General features: G+C 54.6%; 17 protein-coding genes and 1 pseudogene. 10 read left to right on the top strand and 8 right to left on the bottom strand.

Annotated features, from left to right (window positions below; translation table 11 throughout):
- Both Yoon_RS05745 and Yoon_RS05740 read left to right on the top strand, forming a co-directional pair.
- A pseudogene (locus tag Yoon_RS05745) lies at window positions 1–314 on the top strand (TRAP transporter permease); the annotation flags it as partial.
- 1 nt (window position 315) lies between these two features.
- Complete coding sequence (locus Yoon_RS05740) at window positions 316–699, top strand: GFA family protein (protein WP_238110944.1); 384 nt, start codon at window positions 316–318, stop codon at window positions 697–699.
- A gap of 55 nt (window positions 700–754) precedes the next feature.
- Here the strand turns inward: Yoon_RS05740 and Yoon_RS05735 are convergent, their stop codons facing one another.
- The 5 genes from Yoon_RS05735 to rpiA form a co-directional block, all read right to left on the bottom strand.
- Complete coding sequence (locus Yoon_RS05735) at window positions 755–2,182, bottom strand: Do family serine endopeptidase (protein ID WP_370642124.1); 1,428 nt, start codon at window positions 2,180–2,182, stop codon at window positions 755–757.
- A gap of 239 nt (window positions 2,183–2,421) precedes the next feature.
- Complete coding sequence (hflC, locus tag Yoon_RS05730; protein ID WP_238110942.1) at window positions 2,422–3,303, bottom strand: protease modulator HflC; 882 nt, start codon at window positions 3,301–3,303, stop codon at window positions 2,422–2,424.
- Complete coding sequence (gene hflK, locus Yoon_RS05725) at window positions 3,303–4,487, bottom strand: FtsH protease activity modulator HflK (RefSeq protein ID WP_238110940.1); 1,185 nt, start codon at window positions 4,485–4,487, stop codon at window positions 3,303–3,305. The genes hflC and hflK overlap by 1 nt, the downstream gene beginning before the upstream one ends.
- A gap of 77 nt (window positions 4,488–4,564) precedes the next feature.
- On the bottom strand, window positions 4,565–5,920 hold the full coding sequence (gor, locus tag Yoon_RS05720) for a glutathione-disulfide reductase (protein ID WP_238110938.1): 1,356 nt from the start codon (window positions 5,918–5,920) through the stop codon (window positions 4,565–4,567).
- Between the two features lie 28 nt (window positions 5,921–5,948).
- Complete coding sequence (gene rpiA, locus Yoon_RS05715) at window positions 5,949–6,737, bottom strand: ribose-5-phosphate isomerase RpiA (RefSeq protein ID WP_238110936.1); 789 nt, start codon at window positions 6,735–6,737, stop codon at window positions 5,949–5,951.
- 156 nt (window positions 6,738–6,893) lie between these two features.
- Between rpiA and Yoon_RS05710 the strand changes: the two genes are divergently transcribed.
- Genes Yoon_RS05710 through Yoon_RS05700 form a run of 3 tightly spaced genes read left to right on the top strand, consistent with a single transcriptional unit; the run spans window position 6,894 to window position 9,842 of the window.
- Entirely contained in the window at window positions 6,894–7,580 is a 687-nt protein-coding gene (locus Yoon_RS05710) for a glutathione S-transferase family protein (RefSeq protein ID WP_238110935.1), read from the top strand.
- Complete coding sequence (locus tag Yoon_RS05705) at window positions 7,580–8,953, top strand: L-serine ammonia-lyase (RefSeq protein ID WP_238110934.1); 1,374 nt, start codon at window positions 7,580–7,582, stop codon at window positions 8,951–8,953. Before Yoon_RS05710 ends, Yoon_RS05705 begins: the two co-directional genes overlap by 1 nt.
- Window positions 8,937–9,842, top strand: a complete 906-nt coding sequence (locus tag Yoon_RS05700; RefSeq protein WP_238110933.1) for a DMT family transporter — start codon at window positions 8,937–8,939, stop codon at window positions 9,840–9,842. Before Yoon_RS05705 ends, Yoon_RS05700 begins: the two co-directional genes overlap by 17 nt.
- Here Yoon_RS05700 and Yoon_RS05695 read toward each other — a convergent pair.
- Window positions 9,787–10,464 (bottom strand): thiamine diphosphokinase, encoded by a 678-nt coding sequence (locus Yoon_RS05695; protein ID WP_238110932.1) that lies wholly within the window; start codon window positions 10,462–10,464, stop codon window positions 9,787–9,789. The genes Yoon_RS05700 and Yoon_RS05695 overlap by 56 nt on opposite strands.
- 121 nt (window positions 10,465–10,585) lie before the next feature.
- On the opposite strand from Yoon_RS05695, the gene Yoon_RS05690 reads away from it, so the two are divergent.
- Window positions 10,586–12,328: a hypothetical protein gene (locus Yoon_RS05690; protein WP_238110931.1), complete on the top strand. Its 1,743-nt coding sequence runs from the start codon at window positions 10,586–10,588 to the stop codon at window positions 12,326–12,328.
- A 56-nt stretch (window positions 12,329–12,384) separates the two neighbouring features.
- Here the strand turns inward: Yoon_RS05690 and Yoon_RS05685 are convergent, their stop codons facing one another.
- Window positions 12,385–12,600 (bottom strand): DUF2842 domain-containing protein, encoded by a 216-nt coding sequence (locus tag Yoon_RS05685; protein WP_238110930.1) that lies wholly within the window; start codon window positions 12,598–12,600, stop codon window positions 12,385–12,387.
- On the bottom strand, window positions 12,600–13,892 hold the full coding sequence (locus Yoon_RS05680) for an adenylosuccinate synthase (protein WP_238110928.1): 1,293 nt from the start codon (window positions 13,890–13,892) through the stop codon (window positions 12,600–12,602). Before Yoon_RS05680 ends, Yoon_RS05685 begins: the two co-directional genes overlap by 1 nt.
- A gap of 138 nt (window positions 13,893–14,030) precedes the next feature.
- Here Yoon_RS05680 and Yoon_RS05675 point away from each other — a divergent pair, with 138 nt between their 5' ends.
- From Yoon_RS05675 to Yoon_RS05660, 4 genes are all read left to right on the top strand, one after another.
- Window positions 14,031–14,426 carry a DUF6524 family protein gene (locus Yoon_RS05675; RefSeq protein ID WP_238110926.1) on the top strand — a complete coding sequence of 132 codons (396 nt, stop codon included), beginning with the start codon at window positions 14,031–14,033 and terminating at the stop codon, window positions 14,424–14,426.
- A 77-nt stretch (window positions 14,427–14,503) separates the two neighbouring features.
- Window positions 14,504–14,857, top strand: a complete 354-nt coding sequence (secG, locus tag Yoon_RS05670; RefSeq protein ID WP_238110925.1) for a preprotein translocase subunit SecG — start codon at window positions 14,504–14,506, stop codon at window positions 14,855–14,857.
- Window positions 14,858–15,015: 158 nt separating this feature from the next.
- Entirely contained in the window at window positions 15,016–16,659 is a 1,644-nt protein-coding gene (locus Yoon_RS05665; protein ID WP_238110922.1) for a CTP synthase, read from the top strand.
- A gap of 15 nt (window positions 16,660–16,674) precedes the next feature.
- Window positions 16,675–17,463, top strand: coding sequence for a 23S rRNA (adenine(2030)-N(6))-methyltransferase RlmJ (locus Yoon_RS05660; protein WP_238110921.1), 789 nt, complete (start codon window positions 16,675–16,677; stop codon window positions 17,461–17,463).
- Window positions 17,464–17,490 lie beyond the last annotated feature (27 nt).

Here is a 17,490-nt window from a genome sequence, read left to right as displayed (position 1 = left end):
CAGGCTTTGCGAGCTGGAAGCTGGCCAAGGGCCTATATATCGTACCGCTAATGATTGCTTACACCCCGTTTCTATCGGGTGATTGGGCTGTGATGATTACGATCTTCGCTTTCGGCGTGGTTGGGATCTACGCGCTCGCCGGGGCACTACAAGGGTGCCTAGAGCAACCAGTCGGAATGCCGATCCGGGCGCTGCTGTTGGTGACGGGCGCGGCCTGTGTTTGGCCTGCGCCAGTCTGGCTGCATGCAGTCGCAGCAATCATCGTGATTGGGCTGCTGATCTGGAACCGGCGCGACTTGCCGCAGGTGGCATAATATGGGGCACCGTGGCAGCTGCATGTGTGGCGCGATCTATTTTGAGATCTCGAGCGACATCACCAGCGGTGACGCCTGCCACTGCACCAGCTGCCGCAAACGGTCCGGGCATTACTGGGCATCAGTGGATGTGCCGCGTGACGCGCTGACCATTCGGGGCGCTGACCATATCAAATGGTATCAATCATCAACAAAGGTGCGGCGCGGGTTCTGTGATACCTGCGGATCAACCCTGTTTTGGGATCCAGTATTTCGCGACTGGACATCCGTCGCCATGGGCGCATTGGACAGCCCCACACAAATGCGGCTTTCGACGCACATTTATGTCAGCGAAAAAGGTGATTACTACGATATCGGCGATGGGTTGCCGCAAAACCAGACATAAAAAAGGCGGGACGCATGATGCGCCCCGCCCTTTTGTTCGTGAGTGGTTGTTTGGTTTAGTCGTCCAGCGGCAGTGCCACAAACCGTGGATCACCACCCCGGCGTACCAGCATCAGCAAGGATTTGCGCCCGCCGTCTTTGGCCTCTTGGATGCGGCTTTCAAGGTCGCTAATCTGTGCCACGGCCTGCTGCCCTGCTTCAGTGATCACATCTCCTTCAAGCAGCCCTTTTGAGGCCGCCTCAGAGGATGGGTTGATCGCAGTGATCACAAGACCCTCAGCAATATCCAAACCAAACTGATCAGTCAGCTCTGGCGTGATAGGTGACAACATCAACCCCAAGATTTCAGCGTCTTCGGGAGCGATTTCAGGCTCTTCAGATGAAGCTGGAAAAGCAACCGCTTCGGATGTTTCACGGCGGCCAAGAACCACGGTTAGCTCGTCCAATGTGCCATTGCGCAGCACAGTCACAGGAACCTCTTTGCCAACGGGCGAGTTCCCAACAATACGGACCAATTCACGGGTGTCTTCAATCGCGACGCTGTCAAAGTTCACGATCACATCGCCCGAAAGCATACCCGCATCTTCAGCAGGGCCGGCAGGTACATCTGTGACCAAAGCACCGCGCGCCATATCAAGCCCGTCGATTGCGTCGATCATATCAGGTGTCACATCTTGGATGCGCACACCCAACCAGCCGCGGCGGGTTTCACCAAATTCGATCAACTGGTCGACGACATTTGTCACAACGGCCGATGACATCGCAAAGCCGATCCCGATAGAACCGCCATTGGGTGACAAGATCGCCGTGTTCACACCAACAACCTCGCCGTCCATGTTGAACAACGGCCCGCCAGAGTTCCCCCGGTTAATCGCAGCATCTGTCTGGATGTAGTCATCATATGTGCCTTGCAGCGACCGGTTGCGCGCGGACACAATCCCAGCAGAGACAGAGAACCCCTGCCCCAACGGGTTGCCCATCGCCATGACCCAATCACCGACACGTGCGCCAACAGCGTTGCTATCGCCAAATTCGACGAATGGCAGATCATCCAGATCAACCTTTAGCACCGCAATATCCGTGTTTGGATCCGTACCGACCAGTTCAGCCGGCACACCTTCTTCGCCACCGGGGAAGAATTCGATCAAGATTTCATCTGCATCCTCGATCACGTGGTTGTTGGTGACGATATAGCCATCAGCCGAGATCACAAAACCGGACCCCAAAGCAGACGAACGCTGCGCGCCGTTACCCGGCCCGCGATCAAGATCGTTAAAGAAATCCTCAAACGGGGAGCCTTCGGGCAACAAATCACCCGGGCCTGTCCTGCCAGCAATGACTGTCGAAGTCGTGATATTGACTACCGATGGGCTAATCTGTTCGGCCAGATCCGCAAATGTTGCAGGACGTTCTTGCGCCAGCACGGCAGAGACTTGTCCCAATAAGAACAGCATTGCCAATGTGAGCATTGCCAAACCTGCCATTGACAGACGGCGCGCTTGGCCGTGACCTTGCTGGAGTGCGATTGCCTTAGATTTCACTGTGTTAACTCCTCATCTGTTAACGGACGCGCATCAGCGCAATTCTAAATACCATACTGCGCCAATGCAGGGAAAACATTCAACACAAACTATGTCACCAGCTTGTGATCTTCTGTGTGTTTTTGACGCAAAAGGGCCAGCGTTTCCGCTGGCCCCTGAAATTTCTTATTTCTTCCGTACACTTATTCGGCGACAGCATTCCCAGTATCGGACTTGAGATAGTTGAAGAACGCATTGTCTGGTGACAGCACCATCGTTGTGTTCCCACCTTGCAGTGCCGTTTGATAGGCCGTCATAGAGCGGTAGAATTCAAAGAACTCTGGGTCCGCGCCAAAAGCTTCTGCGAAAATCCGGTTGCGCTCCGCGTCAGCTTCACCACGGGTGACAAGTGCCATCCGGCGCGCTTCGGAGCTGAGTTCAACCGCTGTACGATCAGCAGAGGCCTGAATACGCTGTTGTGCCTCACGGCCACGGGCGCGCAAATCAGCGGCTTCTTCGTCACGTTCCGCGATCATACGGGCAAAGGTTGCCTTTTGGTTTTCGTCAGGAAGATCTGTGCGTTTGAGGCGCACATCAATGATCGTCAACCCAAGGTTTTCTGCCCGCGTGTTGGTCCGGTCACGAATTCGGTTCATCAACGTCACCCGATCGACTGACAAAATGTCATTTGATGTGACCGACCCCAAAACTTCACGGATACTATCGTCAAGAATTGTATCTAGCGACCGTTCCGCGCTGGCTTGCCCGCCAGAACCGACAGCTTGCCGGAACTTGGTGACGTCTTCGATACGGTAGCGCGCAAAGGCGTCAACGATGAGCGGCCGGTTATCTTGTGGAATCAGGCGAATAGGTGCCGGGTCACGCGACAAGATAAGGTCGCTATAGGGCACGACTTCGTCCAGCAGGGGGAATTTAAACGCCAGCCCTGGGTCTTCATGCACAGCAACAACGCGACCAAAACGCAGCACCAGTTTCTTTTCACGCTCATCAACGATGAACATTGAAGACAGACCGATCAGCAGCAAGACAGCCAACACAGGGAGAATAAAAATGGACCGTTTCATTAGTTTGACCCTCCTGAGCGGCGGATTTCATTCAGCGGAAGATAGGGAACAACGCCCTGCCCGCCATCGTCGTTTTCATCAAGCAAAATCATATCAACACCGCCGATGACCTGCTCGAGCGTTTCTAAATAAATTCGCTTACGGGTTACCTCGGGCGCCAGTTGGTATTGTTCAAGCACGGCTGTAAACCGCGATGCTTCACCAAGCGCGTTGTTGACGACTTCGGCACGGTAGCCTTCGGCCTGTTCGACGATCTGCGCGGCTTCACCACGCGCTTCGGCGACAACACGGTTCGCATAAGCGTCGGCCACGTTTTGCAAACGCTCCCCTTCTTGTTCGGCGTTCTGGACTTCGCTGAACGCATCGAACGGTGACCGCATTGAAACGACGCCGTTCAGGTCCGTAACTTCGACAGCGATATCAGGTGCTTGGGTTTTGTTCAGATTGACCCGCACAATGTTTACGCCACTTTTATAGTCGGTAAGTGTTTGCTGGATCAGCACTTCAAGCTGTTCACTAATTTGACCACGGTTCGTGTTCAAGATTGGCGTCAATTCTGACTGCGCAATGATTTCGCGCATTGCCGATTCCGCGACAGCACGAATGGTGGCTTCGGGATCTTCAAGAGTAAACTTAAAATCGGCAGGGTTGTCGACGTTCCAAACAACTTGGAAATCAACATCAACGATGTTTTCATCGCCCGTCAGCATAAAGCCCGCTTCTTGACCGCTATTGGATGTCCCAATCGCGATCCGACGTTCTTCGGTTACGGGAACGATTTCATATTTCACAATTGGCCACGGCGCAAAGTTCAGGCCCGGTTCACCGATTTGAGTGAATTCGCCAAGAAACAGTTCAATCGACCGTTCTTCAGGCTTCACTGTGTATGCAGACGCGTACAACCATAGTGCCGCCGCGCCAAAGATACCCAAAGCAACCATCCCGCGTGTGATTTCGGGGCCTTCGCCACCGCCACCACTGCCTGCAGGGCGATTGCCGCCGTTGTCACCACGGCCGCCCATGAGAACGCGCAATTGTTCGCGGCCTTTGTTCACCAGCTCATCTATTTCGGGGATTCCCGCGTCGTTTCCGGGTTTGCGCCCGTCATTACGGTTGCGATCTTCGTCATCTCCGCCGCCATTGTTTCCGCCGCCGCCCCATGGGCCACCTGAATTTCCTGCCATCTTGTGTCTCAGCTTCCTTTATTCATGACCCATCGTGCTGGGCTATCTTATGCCATGTGTGCCCATAAACTGCAAAATCAAGCAGTGCGGACGGGTTCTTTCATCGTTACCAGCTCTTCAGCCATTGTCGGATGGACGGCAACAGTACGATCAAAATCTTCTTTCGTCGCCCCCATCTTTACGGCGATACCTGCCAGTTGGATCATTTCGCCGGCATGATCAGCGACGATATGGCAACCAAGCACCTTGCGAGTATCGGCGCAGACGATCAGTTTCATCAACACGCGATCTTCGCGGCCCGCAAAGCTATGGTTCATCGGTTTAAATGATGAACAGTACACCTCTATCGGGCCATTTTCGGCCGCTTGTTCCTCGGTCAAACCAATGGTGCCCAATTCCGGCTGCGTGAATACAGCGGATGGGATCAAGTCATGATCGGCCGCCGTTGGATTGCCCTTAAATACGGTTTCAACAAAGGCCATCGCTTCGCGGATCGCAACGGGCGTTAGCTGCACGCGGTCAGTCACATCACCAATGGCAAAGATCGACGGTACTTTGGTTTGGCTGAATTTATCAACGATGATCTCGCCCTTGCGGCCCAATTCCACACCGACGTTTTCAAGACCAAGATTGTCCGAATTAGGCGCGCGCCCCGTTGCGAACATGACTTGGTCATACATGGTTTCACCACCACAGGTGGCTTTGACCCAGAACCCGGCGTCGCGTTTTTCCATTTCGACAATGTTCGTTCCTAGGTGCAAATCAACGCCCTTGGCGCGCATCCCATCAGCGACAAGCCCGCGCGCTTCGCCATCAAACCCGCGCAAGATTTGTTCGCCGCGATAGAACTGCGTGACCTTCACCCCGAGCCCATTCAATATCCCTGCGAATTCGGACGCGATATAGCCGCCGCCAACGATCAAGATCGATTTTGGCATCTCATCCAGATTGAATATCTCGTTCGAGGTAATCCCATGTTCTGCACCCGGCATATCGGGCACAACTGGGCGCCCACCCGTCGCGATCAGAATATGCTTTGCAGTGATGTCGCGCCCTGTCGACAGGGTGACTGTATGCGCATCTTTAATTGTCGCCCGGGCGTCAAAAATTTCAACGTCCGATCCATTCAGCAACTTGCGATAGATGCCTTCAAGGCGGTTCAGCTCTGCATCCAATTTACCGCGAAAACGCGACCAGTCGAAATCTCCGGCGGTCAAATCCCAGCCGTAGGCGCGTGCATCCTCGAACATTTCGGAATAGCCAGATGCAAATACCATCAGCTTTTTCGGCACGCAGCCACGTATCACACAGGTCCCGCCCATGCGGAATTCTTCGGCCAAAGCGACCTTTGCGCCCTGGGCTGCGGCGACACGGCCTGCACGCACGCCGCCCGACCCACCTCCGATGACAAACAAGTCATATTCAAACGTCATTTTAGGCTCCATTCGTCATCCGAGGATATTAGTCATCCAGATCGGCAAAAATATTGTCATCGTCGCGCAGATCAAACCGCACAACTTCTGCGCCATCATTGTCCATGTCGCGCACATCAACACGCCCGTCGCCATAGCCAATGATCACGACGTCACAGATATCAATGAAAAGTCCGTTTTCAACCAGACCCGGAATTTGATTGAGCGCAAGGCTCAGTTGTTGCGGGTTTCCGATGCGTTTCAGGTGCAAGTCAAAAATGAAATTACCTTCGTCAGAAACAAACGGGGCATCACCATTCATGCGCTGAGTAATTTCACGCCCCAGCACATCCATGTTGATCAGTGTTTCTTCGATCAACTTTTTCGTGATCTGCGCGCCAAAAGGGATCACCTCAACCGGGAGCGGAAAAGCACCCAATGTATCAACCTTTTTGCTGGCATCCGCGATGACAATCATCCGGTCACTTGCAGTCGCGACTACCTTTTCTTGCAAATGGGCGCCACCGCCACCTTTGATCAAGGTCAGGTCGTTGTCATATTCATCAGTGCCGTCAATCGTGACGTCCAGCCACTTGGCCTCGTCAAGCGTTACGACTTCGATCCCGACCTTCCGCGCCAATTGTGCTGTGCGGGTAGATGTTGGGACGCCTTTGATTTTCAGCCCCTCTTCGCGGACCATTTCACCAAGACATTGCACCAACCAAGCCGCAGTTGATCCTGTCCCCAGGCCCACCTTCATGCCGGTTTCGACATATTCCGTTGCTTGCTTTGCCGCGAGAAACTTTGCCCGATCAATCGGTGACAGTTCACTAGCCATCTCTACATTCCCTCAAATTCCCTCCGACGGTATAGGCAAGATACGGCCCGGGCGCGAGACCCATTTGCTGTTATTTTTCCAAGGTTTGCTACGTTTTTTGAGCCAACGTGTCGCATTTGGACAGCGTTGGGTAAAATCATACGCTAGGGTTTGCGCATGAACTCAGAATTTCGCCTCCACTATGCCCCTGACAACGCGTCGCTTTGTGTACGTATTGCGTTGCTTGAAATGAACCTGACGTTCGATCCGGTTTTGGTGAACCGCAAGCAGCGCGCACAAAAGTCAGCGCAGTTTTTGGCAATGAACCCAAATGGTTTGATCCCCGTTCTTGAAACACCGGATGGCCCGATGTTCGAAACAGCCGCGATTTTGCAGTGGCTGGCGGACCGCGAACAGGTGATGATGCCGCCGCAAGATAGCCCTGCGCGCGTGCCAGCGCTCCAATGGTTGTTTTGGCTGTCGAACACATTGCACGGCACCTTGCGTATGCTGTTCTACCCGGATCAATACGGGGCCGACGACCCAGAAAAATTGCGCCTTGTGACCCGGGCACGACTGATTGCGCAGCTTGATCTATTGGAAAATGCCACCACAGCACCGTGGCGCGACGGTGATACCCCATCGATTCATGGCTGCTATCTGGCCCCAATGCTGCGGTGGTCCGCGCTATATGGTGGGTCAACCGACTGGTTCGACCTGTCCCGCTGGCCTCATTTGCAGGCTTTTGCAAAACGCATTGAGACCCGGCCCGCAGTGATCGCAGCCGCCAAATCCGAAGGTCTGGGATCAACCCCGATCTCAGCCCCATCCCCTTGTGTGCCCCCCGAAGGAAGTGCGTTGTAATGTTCTTATCCGTCTTTGATATGTTCAAGGTGGGTGTTGGCCCTTCGTCGTCACATACGATTGGACCGATGGTCGCCGCGGCCCGGTTCCTTGACCACCTGCGTGCGCAACCATTTAAGGTCGCTGGTTTGCACGCATCGCTGCACGGCAGTCTCGCGTTCACGGGCGTCGGCCATGCGACCGATCGCGCGGTCATCCTTGGACTCGCAGGGTTTCGGGCGGATGATTATGACGCAGACAAAGCTGAGGCAGAACTGACGCGGATCAAGACAGAAAATAATGTGCAGCCAGAGGGGCTTGGCACCTTACAGTTCCACCACAAAGAGAACCTTATTTTTGATTATGGCCCGGCGCTTTCCGGTCATGCGAATGGGATGATTTTGGCTGGGACCGACGCGCAGGGCGATATACTTACCCAAGTGACTTACTATTCAATTGGGGGTGGTTTTGTTCTTACTGATGCGGAACTTGCCGCAGGAAAAGACACGGACGACGGCCCACCTGTGCCCTTTCCATTCCACAGCGCAGACGCGATGATGCAAATGGCGCAAAAATCTGGAAAATCCATCGCCCAGATGAAGCAAGCGAATGAAATGTCGCGCATGCAGGGCGCTGACCTCGATCGGGGTCTTGCCCGGATTTGGGAGGTCATGAACAATTGCATCGATCGCGGGCTGACCAACGAAGGCACCCTGCCCGGCGGACTGAACGTGCGCCGTCGTGCGAAAGGTATTTATGACGCGTTGATGGCCGAACGCGGCATGAACCTGACCGCCCCACATACGATCAACGACTATATGTCGACTTACGCGATGGCCGTGAACGAAGAAAACGCAGCGGGCGGTCAGGTCGTCACGGCCCCGACAAACGGTGCCGCAGGCGTCGTACCTGCGACGATCCGCTATTGGTTGGATCATGTTCCGGGGGCGACCAGCACGCGCGTGCCCGAATTCTTGCTAACGGCGGCGGCAATTGGTGGGTTGATCAAATTCAACGCCTCGATCTCGGGTGCGGAATGTGGGTGTCAGGCCGAGGTCGGCAGTGCCGCCGCAATGGCTGCGGCAGGACTGGCCGCTGTGATGGGCGGCAGCCCCGAACAGATCGAAAACGCCGCTGAAATCGCGCTGGAACATCACCTTGGGATGACCTGCGACCCGGTCAAAGGGTTGGTGCAAGTCCCCTGTATCGAACGCAATGGGCTGGGCGCAATCAAGGCCGTTTCAGCCGCATCGCTCGCCTTGCGCGGCGATGGCAAGCATCTTGTATCGCTAGATGTGGCCGTCGAAACCATGCGCCAGACTGGCGTGGACATGTCTGAGAAATATAAAGAAACTGCACTTGGTGGTTTGGCTGTGAATGTCCCAAACTGCTGACCGGCCATTTTTAGGTATCATGTTGATGCTGGCGTTTTGCGTGCTTGCCCCGCTTGGGGACAGCATGGCAAAACTGCTTGGCGGCGCAGTATCGCTAAGCATGCTGGTCTTTGTACGCTTTGCTGTGCAGGCGATCATACTTGTGCCGCTCGTCTGGCGCAACGGCACAGGGTTTTCACTGCCCAAGGGGACACTGCATTGGACCTTGCTGCGCACCGTGCTGCACATCGCGGGGATCGGTCTGATGTTCAGCGCGCTACGTTATCTTCCGCTCGCAGATACGCTTGCCATCGCCTTTGTGATGCCTTTCATAATGTTGCTTTTGGGGCATTTTGTGATGGACGAAGAGGTCGGCAAGCACCGTATGGTCGCCTGCTTTATCGGATTTATCGGGACCCTTTTGGTCATTCAGCCAAATTTTGTAGAAGTAGGGTTTCCTGCGTTGTTGCCACTGGGGGTCGCAGTCGTTTTTGCACTGTTCATGATGGTGACCCGAAACATCGCGCAACAGATCGACGCGGTAAAGCTGCAAGCCGTGAGCGGTTTGCAGGCCTGCGCCCTTTTGCTTCCCGTTTTAGCCTATACGGCACCTGAAATCACTGCGTTGGACAGCGGAACAATCGCCATGCTTCTTGTTCTTGGTGTCATCGGCACTTTGGCGCATTTGTTCATGACCTGGAGCCTGCGTTTTGCACCCGCCTCAACGCTTGCACCGATGCAATATCTGGAAATCCCCTTTGGCACGGCCATTGGTTGGGCCATCTTTGCTGATCTGCCGAACGGGCTGGCAACATTTGGAATTTTTATCACTATGGCCGCAGGGCTTTATGTGATTATCCGCGAAGGGCGGCTTTCTGTGCGAGCGACAAAAGCGCCGCCGGCAGCGTAATCAGCAGCGGTCCGTCTGTTTGGACTGTCACCGGACCCGCAACCTCGTTTGACGAGCTGATAAACCCGGTTGGATGCATATCTTGATCCGCGAATGACCAGCGCAATCCGGTCGCCGTCACCCGGCACGCCGCAAGCGGCATCAAGGACATTCGCGTGCCGACAGGAGGCGCTATCAGCGTTTCGCCAAGCCCTGCCACAAAGCACAGGTCAGTGTCATCAAGCAAAATCACCGCCCGTGCTTGGTAGCGTGCCAGCACGTTCAAAACCGCCAAAACATGATCCATGCGACCACCCGTGAACCCCACGGCAATGACCATAGGCGCCTCCACACGGCTCAATGCTTTTTCGAAATCTGTCGTGGATTGCTCTGTGAGCGGGTGAAGCTGCGCGGCAAATGTGGCACGGGCGTGATCAGAAATACTGTCGAGGTCTCCGATCACCACCGCGGGCGAAATCCCCGCTGCGAGCAAGTGATCAGCCCCACTGTCAACGGCGACAAATTGATCAACCATCGGTAAAATAGACGAAATTACCTGCGCAGAGACCCTTGCGCCCCCGACCAAGCAAACCGTATGGTTAAGCGAAACAATCAACGGTTCCTGCAAAGATTCAACGCCCATTCACAAACATTCCCTAAAAGGGACATAAAATGATCCTGAATGTCACCGCAACGTAAATCTAAATAAGAACACTCGTCCGCCGAGCAAACGGACTCCGAAAATCGAAGAAAGCGCTTTACCCATGACAAAGAGTACGCAGATTTTAGACGTCGCCTACGGTACATTTTCCTGCCGGCTTGAAGGTTTTGAAGATTCTGTTGAGACGATGAAAACTGTCGTTTCCTATTTTCACGACCTCGCCGGCCATGACCGTTTCATGGATGTCGAACCGCAAGCGCCTGACATGGAAACGCTCGCGCTGCTAACTGCAGAACAAGCAGGCACCGATATCGAAATCGCAGGCGAAGGTCAAAATATCACCCTACGCGCAGCTGATGACGAAGAAGATGTGGATTTGGTTGCCGAGGACGATGATCAAGACGATGGCGAGGTTGCTGAAGAAATTGAAAACGTTGCCGTCGATGATGTCGATGATGTCGATGACACACCGGAAAACGTCTTTGAAGAAGATGACGATGAAGACGATCCCATTGGTCTAAGTGACGCCGATGTCGCCGAAGATGACGAAGCCTTTGATGACGATGACTTTGGCAACATCGCGGAATCGGATGATTACGTCGAAGACCTAGAAGAGCTTGATGACGACGCGCCGCTTGCCGCTGAAACTGTCGAAACCGTAGTGGTCGACGAAGTTGACGATGAAGAGGAAGAAAGCATTGCCGCGAAGCTTCAGCGCATTCGCGCCGTTGTCGGCCGTGGCCACGTGCAAGCCCCCTCTGCCCCGGTCGCAATGGATGATGACGTTGAGAGCGATGACGAAGATGATGGCGATGATGCACCCGTAGTGAACCCGTTGGCGCAGCGGCTTGCTGACCTTGCCAAGCGCAACGCAGAGCTCGCTGCGCAGGACGAAGAAGAGAATGCAGATGGCGAAGAGCCAGATGCAGTGGAAGAATTTGCCGCCGCAGATGACGAAGTTGAAGTCGACGAAGACGACGAGGTCTTTTTAGAAGCCGATGTTTCCGCCGAAGCCGCAGACGAAGAAATGGATGACGATGCACAAGAAGACGTCGCCCATGATCCGCTGGTTCTAACAGCGGCCCCGCAAATTGACGAAGACGCGCCCGAAGAATTTGAAGAAGACGAAGCCGAGGAGGACGAGGATTCGTTTGATCTGTCAGCTGAATTGAGCGAAGTCACCCGCGAAATCGAAGCCCGCGACGCGACACGCCCCAAAAGCGCTGACCTCCCCGATAGCCCTGAAACTGCGTTTACCCGCATCCTGAACCAAACCGACGAGCATCTCAACGCGCCAGAGGGCCGCCGCCACCGCGACGCATTTGCGCAGCTTAAGGCGGCTGTTGCGGCAACCGAAGCCGCGCGCGAACTTGGCGATGACAGCCCGGCTGATGCAAAAGACAACGCGTTCCGCGAAGATCTTGGTGCACATGATGCCGAAGAAAAACCGGCCGCCCCGGCACCATTGCAATTGGTCCCATCAGCCACACCCGACGCGCCAACGGACGCCGCGGCCGAGCGGTTACGTCAGATCGCAGCCAAGGTAGAAGAAAACATGGCTCCCACATCTGGTGGGTTTGCCGAATTCGCGGCCGAACAAGGCGCAACAGAATTGGCTGATCTGCTCGAAGCGGCTGCCGCTTATATCGCCTATGTTGAAGGCGACGATGATTTCTCGCGCCCGCAAGTTATGAAGAAAGTGCAAAGCGCGTCGCAAGAAGAGGTGAGCCGCGAAGACGGTTTGCGTCAATTTGGCCGCCTGCTGCGCCAAAACAAGATCGTGAAATTGAACAACGGGCGCTTCCAAGTCGCTGAAAGCACACGGTTTCGGCCCAGCGGCACCTAAGTAACAGGACCTAGTACACAAAAAGGCGCGGGGATTATCCCGCGCCTTTTTTATTTTCATGCATCCGGATCAGATTGCCCGATCCCTTTGAACACCCATTTGACGGGGAATATCCACGCCACGCCAAGCATCACATAGATCAGTAGCTCAATCGGCTTTGAGAACCCCGGCGCGATCCCCATCATAGTGACCGCCAGCACGATATAGGCGGGCAGCCCGACCACCAGAATAAACAGCGCGAGCCGTTTGCGGGCTTTATATCCCACCGCCATCAGTCTGCGAACGGGTCGGTGACAAGGATGGTGTCTTCGCGTTCCGGCGATGTGGATACCAGCGCCACCGGGCATTCGATCAGCTCTTCGATGCGGCGCACGTATTTGATCGCCTGCGCGGGAAGATCCGCCCAAGAGCGCGCGCCCTCTGTCGATTCGGACCAGCCATCAATTTCTTCGTAGACCGGGGTACAGCGCGCCTGTTCATCGGCGGCAGTCGGCAGGTAATCCAAAGACTTACCGTCAAGCTCGTAGCCCACGCAAATTTTCAGCGTTTCAAACCCATCAAGCACGTCGAGTTTGGTCAAGGAGATCCCCGACACGCCCGATGTCGCGCATGTCTGGCGGACAAGGCAGGCATCAAACCAGCCGCAGCGGCGCTTGCGGCCTGTTGTGGTGCCAAATTCATGGCCACGCTCACCAAGACGCTGCCCATCGGCATCGTCCAGCTCTGTTGGGAAAGGGCCTTCGCCGACGCGGGTGGTGTAGGCTTTGACGATACCAAGCACAAAATCAATTGCGCCTGGCCCGACACCCACGCCCGTGGCGGCTTGGCCAGCGATGACATTGGATGAGGTCACAAACGGATAGGTCCCAAAATCAATATCCAAAAGCGCACCCTGCGCACCCTCAAACAAGATGCGCTTTCCGGCTTTGCGTTTTTCGTTCAGCACCTTCCACACCGGCGCCGCATATTGCAGAATTTCTGCTGCAACTTCACGCAGTTGCGCAAGAATGCCGTCGCGGTCAATTGGATCAAGTCCAAGCCCACGGCGCAATGCATCATGGTGCACCAAGGCCCGATCAAGCCGCAATTCCAACGTCGCCGCATCAGCCAAATCGGCAACACGGATTACGCGGCGGCCAACCTTGTCTTCATAACAGGGACCGATACCGCGCCCCGTTGTGCCAATTTTCGCAACCGAATTTTGATTTTCGCGCGCGCGATCCAATTCCCCGTGGAACGGCAGGATCAGCGGCGTATTTTCGGCGATCATCAGTGTTTCTGGGGTAATGGACACGCCCTGTGCGCGGATCGTTTCGATTTCTTTCAGCAGATGCCAAGGGTCCAGCACAACACCGTTGCCGATCACCGACAGCTTACCACCGCGCACAACACCAGAAGGAAGCGCGTGTAGTTTATAGACCTCGCCATCAACAACCAAAGTGTGACCCGCGTTGTGCCCGCCTTGAAAGCGCGCAATGACGTCGGCCCGCTCTGAAAGCCAGTCAACGATTTTGCCTTTGCCTTCATCGCCCCACTGGGCACCAACAACAACCACATTTGCCATAAGAATACGTCCTTTTTGAACTTCGTGCCCCCTATATCGTTGCAAGCCCATATGGGGAACCGCAAATTTACGCCTATCTGCTAGACAGCACGTAATCAGAACGGCATTGTTGGCCGAAATTTATACAAAGAGGCACAAATGGGCTTTATCATACGCTGGATTTTCGCATTTGGACTGCTTGCGGCCACTTATAACCCGACCCAGTGGAATTTTGTCCATTGGAGCATGACAAACTATGACACCAGCCTATCTCTCACGGTGCTATTTGGGCTGATCTTATTCGTGGGCTACATCATTTATCTGCGCGCGACGCTCCGATCTATCGGGGTTTTCGGGATGATTTTGATTCTTGCGGTTGTCGCGACATTGCTTTGGGTGATGTATGATCAGGGGCTGATTAGCTTGGACAATCCGACATTGAATACTTGGATCGCGATCGTGGCGCTTTCGATCGTTTTGGCCGTGGGCTTAAGCTGGTCAATCGTGCGTCGGCGCCTGACTGGGCAAACAGATGTGGACGATCTAGACGAATAAGCTGGTATTCAGGGGTTGCAGCAGCGGCCCGCAGCTTTTAGATACCGCGTGTTCACGTACGCCCGAAAGGCTCCTTTATGGAAAATGTCGTCCTTGTCATCCACCTGATTCTGGCTCTGAGCCTGATTGGCACTGTTCTATTGCAGCGGTCCGAAGGTGGCGGCCTTGGTATGGGTGGCGGTGGCGGTGGCGGCGCAACTGGCGGTCGCCCTGCCCCCACAGCGATGAGCAAAGTCACATGGATTTTGGCGATTGCGTTTATCTGCACATCCATTGCACTGACATTGATTTCGGCAAGCAATTCCGCAAATTCATCTGTCGTTGACCGGGTCGACACAGAAGCGACCGAAGAAACAACTGTGCCGGACCTAGGTGAAAGCCTGCTGCCGCCGTCAAACGATGACGCGCCGTTGATTCCTTCAGCCGATTAACCACAATAGATTGCCGGGCTGAAACGTTCGGCAACATGATCTAGCGTCAGCGGTTGCGCTTCGTTTCCTTTTCGGGTAAGAGTTAAATCCCGTGATGGTGCGAATTTTGACGTTCGTTTTCCTGCAATAATGTAAGTTTTCACGGGGGTCTCCTGCATATGGCGCGCTATATTTTTATTACCGGTGGCGTAGTTTCGTCGCTTGGCAAAGGGCTCGCGTCGGCAGCGCTTGGGTCGCTTTTACAAGCCCGCGGGTTTTCTGTGCGTTTGCGCAAGCTTGACCCTTATCTGAACGTTGATCCAGGCACGATGTCACCGTTTGAGCATGGCGAAGTTTTTGTGACTGACGATGGCGCCGAAACGGATCTCGACCTTGGTCATTATGAACGTTTCACGGGCGTGCCCGCACGTAATACAGATTCGGTTAGTTCGGGCCGGATTTACTCTAACGTTCTCGAAAAAGAGCGACGCGGCGACTATCTGGGCAAAACGATTCAGGTCGTTCCGCATGTCACCAATGAGATCAAAGAATTCTTAAGCGTCGGCGAAGACGAAGTTGATTTCATGCTCTGTGAGATCGGCGGCACTGTGGGCGATATCGAAGGGTTGCCCTTCTTTGAGGCCATTCGCCAGTTCAGCCACGACAAGCCGCGCGGACAATGTATTTTCATGCACCTGACCCTGCTGCCCTATCTTGCGGCCAGCGGCGAACTAAAGACAAAGCCGACGCAACACAGCGTCAAAGAACTGCAATCCATCGGCATCGCGCCCGATGTGTTGGTCTGCCGTTCTGAACATCCGATTCCGGAAAAAGAACGCGAAAAAATTGCGCTGTTCTGTAATGTGCGCAAAGAATGCGTCGTTGCGGCCTATGATCTGAAATCCATTTACGAGGCCCCGCTGGCCTATCATGAACAAGGGCTTGATCAGGCGGTTTTGGATGCGTTTGATATTTCGCCTGCGCCCGGTCCGAAATTGGATGTGTGGCACGATGTTTATGACCGTATCCACAACCCGGACGGCAAGGTCAAAATCGCGATTGTTGGCAAGTACACGCAGCTAGAGGACGCCTATAAATCAATTGCAGAGGCACTGACCCACGGCGGCATGGCCAACCGTGTGAAGGTCAAAATCGAATGGGTGGATGCTGAACTCTTTGATGAGGGTGACGCGACACCATATCTTGAAGGGTTCCACGCGATCCTTGTGCCCGGCGGATTTGGCGAACGCGGCACCGAAGGCAAAATCAAAGCTGCACAATTCGCCCGTGAAAAGAAAATCCCTTATCTTGGGATCTGTCTGGGCATGCAAATGGCTGTGGTTGAGGCCGCGCGTAATGTCGCAGGCATGGAAAAGGCCGGATCCGAAGAGTTTGACCATGAGGCAGGCAAAAAACGGTTTGAACCCGTCGTTTACCACCTTAAGGAATGGGTCCAAGGCAATCACACCGTCGCCCGCAAAGCAGGTGACGACAAAGGTGGCACCATGCGCCTAGGCGCCTATAACGCGACCCTGACCGAAGGATCGCATGTCGCGCAAATCTACGGCGACACGGCCATCGAAGAACGCCACCGTCACCGTTATGAGGTAGACACGAAATATCGCGACGCGCTTGAAAAGGTGGGTTTGCAGTTCTCTGGCATGTCACCAGACGGAAAGCTGCCCGAAATCGTGGAATGGAAAGACCACCCGTGGTTTATCGGCGTGCAATTCCACCCCGAACTGAAATCAAAACCATTTGCCCCGCACCCGCTGTTCGCCGATTTTGTGCGCGCCGCGGTCGAGGTATCGCGCCTTGTCTAATCGGAAACCGAACTGATGCTGTCGTATCAACACGGCTATCACGCGGGCAATCTGGCGGATGTGCACAAGCACGCGCTGCTTGCGTGGTCGTTGGCCTATATGACCCGCAAGGATAAGCCGCTCAGCTATCTTGAAACCCACGCGGGGCGCGGATTGTACGATACAACCGATGAAGCGGCCGTGAAAACGGGCGAAGCGGCCAAAGGCATCACAATTGCCGAAGGTTGGTTTGCACGCGATCATCCTTATGCGCAGGTCTTGGACCGGATTCGCGCCAAACATGGGGCGACCGCCTATCCCGGCTCACCGCTTGTCGCGGCAGAAAGCCTGCGGCCGATGGATGATATCCACCTATCAGAACTGCACCCGCAGGAATTTGCTGCGCTCAAGTCCGCGATGGGTCCTTACGGTGGGATTTACCGCCAGCGCGATGGATGGGAAATGGCCTTGTCGCTTTGCCCACCTGACCCACGCAGGGGGATGTTGCTGATTGACCCCTCGTTCGAGGTGAAATCAGATTACGATACGATCCCTGATACCATCGCGAAAATTCATCGCAAATGGGGCGTTGGGGTGATCATGCTTTGGTATCCGATTTTGACGGATGGGCCGCATGTACCAATGATTAAGGCGCTCAAATCCGCTATCCCAGATGGGCTTGTTTCCGAAGTTGCGTTTCCCCCTGCCCGTCCCGGTCACCGTATGGTTGGATCAGGTCTGTTCGTGGTGAATGCACCTTACGGGTTTGCCGAAGAATCCGGGCGTCTCAAAGCGCTGTTTCACAAAAACCTGAAGTCAGTTTGACTGTGCAGCCCCCAATAACTCAGCTAA

The sequence above is a fragment of the Yoonia sp. I 8.24 genome (assembly GCF_022096995.1).
In the GTDB taxonomy this organism is placed as follows: domain Bacteria; phylum Pseudomonadota; class Alphaproteobacteria; order Rhodobacterales; family Rhodobacteraceae; genus Yoonia.
Note: the sequence above shows the minus strand (reverse complement) of the source record. Positions and strands in the feature narration are given on the sequence as shown.

Coding starts and splice junctions, on each gene's coding strand:
- hflK (WP_238110940.1), bottom strand. CDS start 4,487: ATGGCAGGAAATTCAGGTGGCCCATGGGGCGGCGGCGGAAACAATGGC.
- Yoon_RS05665 (WP_238110922.1), top strand. CDS start 15,016: ATGGCGCGCTATATTTTTATTACCGGTGGCGTAGTTTCGTCGCTTGGC.
- gor (WP_238110938.1), bottom strand. CDS start 5,920: ATGACGTTTGAATATGACTTGTTTGTCATCGGAGGTGGGTCGGGCGGC.
- Yoon_RS05735 (WP_370642124.1), bottom strand. CDS start 2,182: ATGGCAGGTTTGGCAATGCTCACATTGGCAATGCTGTTCTTATTGGGA.
- hflC (WP_238110942.1), bottom strand. CDS start 3,303: ATGAAACGGTCCATTTTTATTCTCCCTGTGTTGGCTGTCTTGCTGCTG.
- Yoon_RS05675 (WP_238110926.1), top strand. CDS start 14,031: ATGGGCTTTATCATACGCTGGATTTTCGCATTTGGACTGCTTGCGGCC.
- secG (WP_238110925.1), top strand. CDS start 14,504: ATGGAAAATGTCGTCCTTGTCATCCACCTGATTCTGGCTCTGAGCCTG.
- Yoon_RS05710 (WP_238110935.1), top strand. CDS start 6,894: ATGAACTCAGAATTTCGCCTCCACTATGCCCCTGACAACGCGTCGCTT.
- Yoon_RS05705 (WP_238110934.1), top strand. CDS start 7,580: ATGTTCTTATCCGTCTTTGATATGTTCAAGGTGGGTGTTGGCCCTTCG.
- Yoon_RS05700 (WP_238110933.1), top strand. CDS start 8,937: ATGTCCCAAACTGCTGACCGGCCATTTTTAGGTATCATGTTGATGCTG.
- rpiA (WP_238110936.1), bottom strand. CDS start 6,737: ATGGCTAGTGAACTGTCACCGATTGATCGGGCAAAGTTTCTCGCGGCA.
- Yoon_RS05685 (WP_238110930.1), bottom strand. CDS start 12,600: ATGGCGGTGGGATATAAAGCCCGCAAACGGCTCGCGCTGTTTATTCTG.
- Yoon_RS05660 (WP_238110921.1), top strand. CDS start 16,675: ATGCTGTCGTATCAACACGGCTATCACGCGGGCAATCTGGCGGATGTG.
- Yoon_RS05695 (WP_238110932.1), bottom strand. CDS start 10,464: ATGGGCGTTGAATCTTTGCAGGAACCGTTGATTGTTTCGCTTAACCAT.
- Yoon_RS05680 (WP_238110928.1), bottom strand. CDS start 13,892: ATGGCAAATGTGGTTGTTGTTGGTGCCCAGTGGGGCGATGAAGGCAAA.
- Yoon_RS05740 (WP_238110944.1), top strand. CDS start 316: ATGGGGCACCGTGGCAGCTGCATGTGTGGCGCGATCTATTTTGAGATC.
- Yoon_RS05690 (WP_238110931.1), top strand. CDS start 10,586: ATGACAAAGAGTACGCAGATTTTAGACGTCGCCTACGGTACATTTTCC.